Raw genomic sequence first — 6120 nt, forward strand, 5'->3', positions numbered from 1 at the left:
CTGGGGCAACATGAATCGCTACTTCCTTGTTGTGAGGGACTCTCACCCTTTACTCCTTGCCGGTCTCCCGGCGCACTACGCACGAATCCTTACCCTGGGCCGTTTATGGACATCTCCCAACGCATTGACCTGATCCAAAGGCAGGTTCGTGCTGCCAAGCAGATCGACGCCCGCGAGCAAAGGACCGGCGTCACGGACATGTTCGGCGCAGACACACAGCCCGAGCCGACCGACGGCCGCTGCAGCCCAGATGAAGTCGATGCCTTCTGGCGCCGGTATCTTTCAACTGGTGAACGGCGGATCGCTACATCCGATTTTGCAGACATTCTTGAGACAACGAACTGGCTTCCAGGTGAGCTGCAAAGCTCGCTGGTGCGCCTCGTGAAGGCAGGCGCAGTACGCAACCTGGATGCCGATGCTTCGAAGAGGCGATCGAAGCCGCTGCACTTCGACAAGGCCGAGCGCCTTCAGCTCGCATAGCGCAGAGGTGGCCGCCCAAATTCAGACACCCCGATAAGTGGAAACTCTATTGTGGTTGTCAAGCAGACCGGAAAAGAGAGTGCCTACCATTGCGTCGACTAGGCCGCAGTTTTTTCGCATGGGTTGCTACTTCGCGAAGGTAGCTCCCATCCAAGGCGCCGGCCGCAAGATCGCCAATATTACCGACTCCAAGTCGAGCAATCGTCTTCTCAAGCGGTGGAATACAAGCGACTTGGCCTGAGTGTCTGAAAAGAGTGTTTTTCAGACACTCGCTCGTAAGACCTCGACGCTCACCGGAACTGACCCAGGTCTGCTCATCAGAACCTGACCCAGCGGATGCGCAGTCACTTGTGGGTTCCAGGTGTCGGTTGAGGCCCTTGGCTCGTTGGTTGAGGGCGCCGCCCTGATGGGGTCGTCGACGTAGGTGGAGCGCGCCGAAGGCGCAGCGGCCCTAGGCCGCGGGGGCTGGGGCTCGCCCCAGTAGAGGGCCCGTTCAGGGTCCGCAGCAGAGCCTTGGCGCAGCCAGGCGGGTGTGACCCTGAGCAAGCAGCGCAGCGATGGTGGCGGCTCCTCCAAGCCCCGCCGCGGGGCTCAACACCCGCGTACCACAACGGGACCTGCGCGCCCTCTTGACGGCTTTGTCTGGAGGCCTGTAGCGGTGCTGCCATTCAGGCGGGTCGGCAGGAGCGAGTTGCGGGAGACATCGGAAGGTCATGTCGGCTTGTGAGGCGGCCTCTTGGCGCGCTCGGCAGGTGGCGATGGCGAAGCGGCCGGTGCTGGCGTTGGGCTGCTTTCGGGCGCCGCCTCACGCAGCGACGGCCCATCAATGCGGATGGTGATGCATTGGTGACGCAGACGGTCCAGCAGCGCGTCAACCAGCGGCTTGTTGCCGAACATCTCGTACCACGCTGGGTAGTCGAGGTTCGTCGTGATGATGCTGCTGACCCTGCCGTAGCGCTGCTCCATCAGGCGGAAGAAGGCATTGACCTGCTCGGGCTTGAGGGTGAGGTAGCCGAGTTCGTCGATGACGATGGGGCGCATGCGCGACATCGCCTTGAGCAGCTTGGTGGTGGTGCGGTCGGCCAGGGAGGCGTACAGCTCGTCGAACAGGTCCTGGGCGTTGTAGAAGCGCCCGGTGTAGCCGTTCAGGCAGGCCTGGCGCAGCAGGCCGATCGCAATCCCGGTCTTGCCCGTGCCGGTCTTTCCGATGAGCACCAGGTTCTGCGCGCGGCGCACGAAGTCCAAGCCGGCGAGCGCGCGGACCTGGGCTCGGTCCACGCCGGACTGTTTGGCGAAGGGGAAGGTATCGAGCGTCCACGGCCAGGGCAGTCGTGCCTGCGAGACGCGGTAGACCAGGCGGCGCTCGCGTTGGAACGCGGCCTGTTCGGTGAGCAGGCGGTGCAGCACGTCGGCGGCGGGTTCGCCCTGTGCTTGGGCGCGATCGAGTTCGTCGTCGAGCGTTCGCGCCATGCCCTTGAGGTTGAGCTCGCTCAGCAGCGCATGCAGCTGTTCACGCGTCGTTGTCTTCATCGTCACCGGCCAGCGCGAAGAAGTCGCCCGCCACGTGCCGCAGCACGAGGTGCTCCAGCCGGGTGAGATCGAACAGCCCGAACTTGAGCGCCTGCGCCACCGCGGCGAGGAAGGGCTCGCGCGGGTAGGTCTGTTTGATCTGCACCAGCCGGTGCAAGGCACGCACGCCGCGGCCATGCTGGTGATGCAGCTTGAGCGCCGTCGCATAACGCTGCAGCACCTCGTGCTCGCCGCGCAGCAATTGATCCGTCAGCGCCGGCTCCCGCGGCGCGCGCTGTGGCACGGTGTGATGTCCAGGAAGCGTCCTGCGCACGTCGCGTTCGTCGATCACGCGTACGTGGCTGGCCACCAGCATCGCGCGATGATGGATCTGCACGCGCTCGTAGTGCTTGTAGACCGTCACCGTCTTGCCCACCAGCCGCTCGGGCACCGAATACCGTACGGTGTCCACGCTGACGAAGCCGTACAGGTCCACCACTCGATCGAGCACCTCGTAGGCCGGCGGCAGCACCGCCGGCAGTCGGCGCAGACAGGGCCGCTCCGTGGCGTACGCCGCCTCGGGCGACATGCCCAGGGCTCGCTTGGGCTTGGCGTTGGCGATGTCGATGCACCAGCGCAGCGCCTGTGCGTTCAGGTCCTCCAGGCTGGCGAAGGTCCGCCCGGGCAGGAGGTTGGTTTGTATGTAGAAGAATGGTCTCTCGATCCGGGCTTTTCGATTTGGATCCAGGACACGATGGGCCATGAACTTGAAGCCCAGCGTCGCGGCGAAGGCCTCCATCTCGGGGGCGATGACGGCGTCGGCGCCGGCCCCGCCCACCACCATCACGCAGGTGTTGTCGATCACGCAGTGCGGGCAGGTGCCGTCCATGAAGAGCGCCGCCTGCAGCAGGAAGTGCTTGGCTTCCAGTCGGGTGAAGCGCAGGTAGTACCGAACAAACAGACGCCGCGAGTACGCCAGCGTCAGCGCCGCGCACTGTGCAGTGAGGGTCTTGCCTGCGATCGTCACCCGGTGCGGCGAGGTGTCGTGCTGCATCTCCTCGCCGGGTGCGAAGTGGTACTCGCCCGATCGCTTGGGCGCCGCGCGCAACTCGGCTTGGCGCACCCAGCGGGTGAGCGTGCTGTACGACGGCGCCATGCCGTGTTCGTCGGACAGGATCTGCGCGATGCGTACCGCATTACCCTGCGCGCGCACGTAAGCCTCCTTCAGCCGCTGCTGCATCGCTGCATCCACCGCCGGCGTGACCGCCGGCGCACTGGGCTGGCGCAATATCCGCCGCACCGTGTTGCGCGACAGGCGCAGCAGCCGGCTGATCTCGTGCAGCGAGCGACCCTGCTCGCGCAGCATGTGCACGCTGTTGCGGATCTCGATCGACTTCATGACCCAACCTCCTGAGTTCGGCGTCCACCTCGGGCACGGCCGCGCGCACGCGGCGGCACGCTCGCGCCAGCGGCATGCCCGCCGGCCACTGCAGCGCGCCCAGGGCCCTGCGCACGCGCTCGAGTTGGGCTTGTAGGTGAGCGAGTTCGCCCACCGCCTGCTGTTCCGGTCCGCCCTTCAACTGCGTGGCCGCGCGCTCGCGCTCGCGCTCGGTGACGCTGTCGATGAACAGCCGCGGGTGCTCGACCATGCGTTCGCGCTGGCTGCTTTGGGCGCACCGGTAGTGGGCGAACCAGTCACTGAGTTCACGCGTGGACAGCGCCTGCTGCGGCTGGCCCAGGCTGGCCAGCAAGCGCTGCGCGTGATCGGCGTTGGCGCGTGCCAACGGCACGAACACCCGCACCGCGCCCCAAGTCGACACCTGCGCGCAGCGCACCGCCTCGAGCACTGCTTCGGGCACCTCGCCCAGCAACTGCAAGCGGCGCTGTACCCAGCTCACATCGCGCCCGCATTGGAGCGCCGCTTCGCGCTGCGACAGGCGTTGCCCGTCCATCAGGTCGCGCAGTAGCAGCGCCTCCTCGATCGCCGTGAACGTGCGTGAGTGTGAGCGAGCCAGCACCTGCGCCAACGCCTGTGTCACCGTGCAGCTCCAGCACTCCACGCGTGCGGTATCGCGTCCGAGCTTGCGCAGCGCGGCCACGCGCCGATAGCCGTCGATCAGCACCCACGGTGAGGCCATGATCTTGCCTTCGGGATGCGGCTCATCCACGGCAATGCATGCGATCAGTTGTCCGCACGCGTCGATCGACTGCACCAGGCGCTGCACCGCCCGCTCATCGCTCACGCGCGTCGCAGCGAACCGCAACTCCAGGCGGCGCAGTTCGACTTCGATGTCAGGGCGACTGCCCATGCACAACTCCTCGGCTACCTTGTGAGGCAGCGTTGCGTGGGACTCGGCCGTGGCGCAGGAAGCTGCGGCGAACCATGGGCATGCACACACCGCCGCACCAGCGGCAATGCCACGCTACGGCCGTGACTGCCGCCGCCTTGACAACCTCAGCCTCGACCGGGTCCGACACCACTGTCGTGGGTGCGGGTACCACCTGTGAAGCCTGATGCGTCACGATCTTTTGCCGTCGGCGATACGACGAGGCCCGCCGCGCGTGCGCGAAGCGCCCGGCCCGCGTGCTCTGGTAACGCCGGCCTGCCGCACGCAGGCCATCACTCCGCGATTGATCGCGGCACTCAATGCTGCAGTACCGCTGTCCGCGGTCGCAGCCTCTGCACACCAGCACTTCGCTCTGGCAGCGCGCGCACGAATACGTCCGTGCCGCGCCAGCGCTGGCCCCTGCCGCCAGCCAATCCACGTTGTACCCCCGCTCCAGTCCCCACAGCGTCTGGTGCGATCGGCTGTGCTGAAGCGGTGGACGAGCCCCGTCCGCCGGTGCAATACTTCTCGTGCACTGTGCTCAACACGGTGGGGTGCGGCGGCAAAAGCAACTGCCCAGGTCGTTCGGCTGCCGCGCCCGTCTTGATCCCCCAGACCAGCACCGTTCTACCGCTCACAGCCCTGCACGCGCAAGACCGAACGCCACCGTCGTCAACAGCGCCGCTACGTGCGCCTCTCCTGCTCGGTCGCCGGCCCGCCACCCAATATGAACGCACGACAGGCCGTCAGCAGACTCGCGCCCAAGGGCAGCTTCCACCCCCTGACAACCACCTCGTCCGTTACAAAAATCTCACCCGTCACTGGGTCAGTTCTATTGAGCGAAGATGGGTCAAATCTCGTGAGCGCCAAAGTAAGATATTGATTTCACTCGAAATATCAAACGGTCCAGAACCGCACGGTTTCGAGAAGTGTCTTAATATCCCCGCATGAGCTTGGTTTAAGACATTGAGTGTGCGACTTGCTTCTGGTTCGTCAGGTACCGCGCCGCCGCCAACGACACCGAGAGCCCGAGAGCGGTTGTCCACCGTGAAGGTGGACAACCTTGTGAACAACGGTAGCGGTAGCGCCGCTAAGCCGTGCCAGCTCTCGCTTTGCGTCTGGTGCCCCATCAGCGGGCAGCTGTGCGATGTGCGATGGCCCCTTCGTTCCGACCTGAAGGGCCGCGCAGTCCAAAGCCCCCCATGTTGCGCCTGTCGGACATCGAACAAATCGGATACCGCCGCGTCATCCGCGTTCGATGTCCGGACCGCGTCGATCGGGCCTTGGCGGAACACGATCAGGCACGCGTCCATCACCGAAATGCTTGTCGACAAACGACGTCCGCGGCAAGATTCCGATCGCTTGGGTCGGATGACTTCGCCAAGCCCAACGCCACGTTCTTCCAACTTTCCAGCGCTTCGGCGGAGAGTGATCCAAACCGTGGGAGGCCAAATCATGCGGCTTGACGTGCGTGTGGCGCATTAGCACTCGGCATCTTGGCCAATGCGGCAAGTCGCTTCACCGAGAATTCGTCGTTGAGGACAGCTACTCTGACCTGCACCAAGCGGTGCGCGCCCTCGTCAGTCCATCGCATTTGCTGCTTCTTCGCCATGCGATGGATGACTACCTGATTCACCGCAGACTCGGCAATGCTGCTGCTGATCGGCAGCCCCTTGCGGTAGCGCGCGCCATAGTTCACGAGCTCGCCGGCGTTGTTGTCGATGTAAAAGTACAGGCGGCGCAGATTCCACCACAACGTCGAGTTCTCATAGCCTTCCCTCGCCAGCAGCGAGGCATCCAGAGC

The 6120-nt window shown here is 64.9% G+C and carries 4 protein-coding genes and 1 pseudogene; 1 reads left to right on the forward strand and 4 read right to left on the reverse strand.

Features of this window, described 5'->3' with window-relative positions; genetic code table 11:
• Positions 1-105: 105 nt before the first annotated feature.
• Positions 106-480 carry a hypothetical protein gene (locus AC30NL_RS19520; RefSeq protein WP_489465650.1) on the forward strand — a complete coding sequence of 125 codons (375 nt, stop codon included), beginning with the start codon at positions 106-108 and terminating at the stop codon, positions 478-480.
• A 711-nt stretch (positions 481-1191) separates the two neighbouring features.
• Here AC30NL_RS19520 and istB read toward each other — a convergent pair.
• The 4 genes and pseudogenes from istB to AC30NL_RS19540 all read right to left on the reverse strand — a co-directional run.
• Positions 1192-2010, reverse strand: a complete 819-nt coding sequence (gene istB / locus AC30NL_RS19525; protein ID WP_489465651.1) for an IS21-like element helper ATPase IstB — start codon at positions 2008-2010, stop codon at positions 1192-1194.
• Positions 1991-3304: an IS21/IS408/IS1162 family transposase gene (locus AC30NL_RS19530; protein ID WP_489465653.1), complete on the reverse strand. Its 1314-nt coding sequence runs from the start codon at positions 3302-3304 to the stop codon at positions 1991-1993. Before AC30NL_RS19530 ends, istB begins: the two co-directional genes overlap by 20 nt.
• Entirely contained in the window at positions 3186-4298 is a 1113-nt protein-coding gene (locus AC30NL_RS19535) for a ParB/RepB/Spo0J family partition protein (protein ID WP_489465652.1), read from the reverse strand. Before AC30NL_RS19535 ends, AC30NL_RS19530 begins: the two co-directional genes overlap by 119 nt.
• 1471 nt (positions 4299-5769) lie before the next feature.
• Positions 5770-6120, reverse strand: a pseudogene (locus AC30NL_RS19540) (hypothetical protein); the annotation flags it as partial.

Origin of the sequence: Rhizobacter sp. (assembly GCA_021153565.1) — a bacterium.
GTDB lineage: Bacteria > Pseudomonadota > Gammaproteobacteria > Burkholderiales > Burkholderiaceae_C > Albitalea.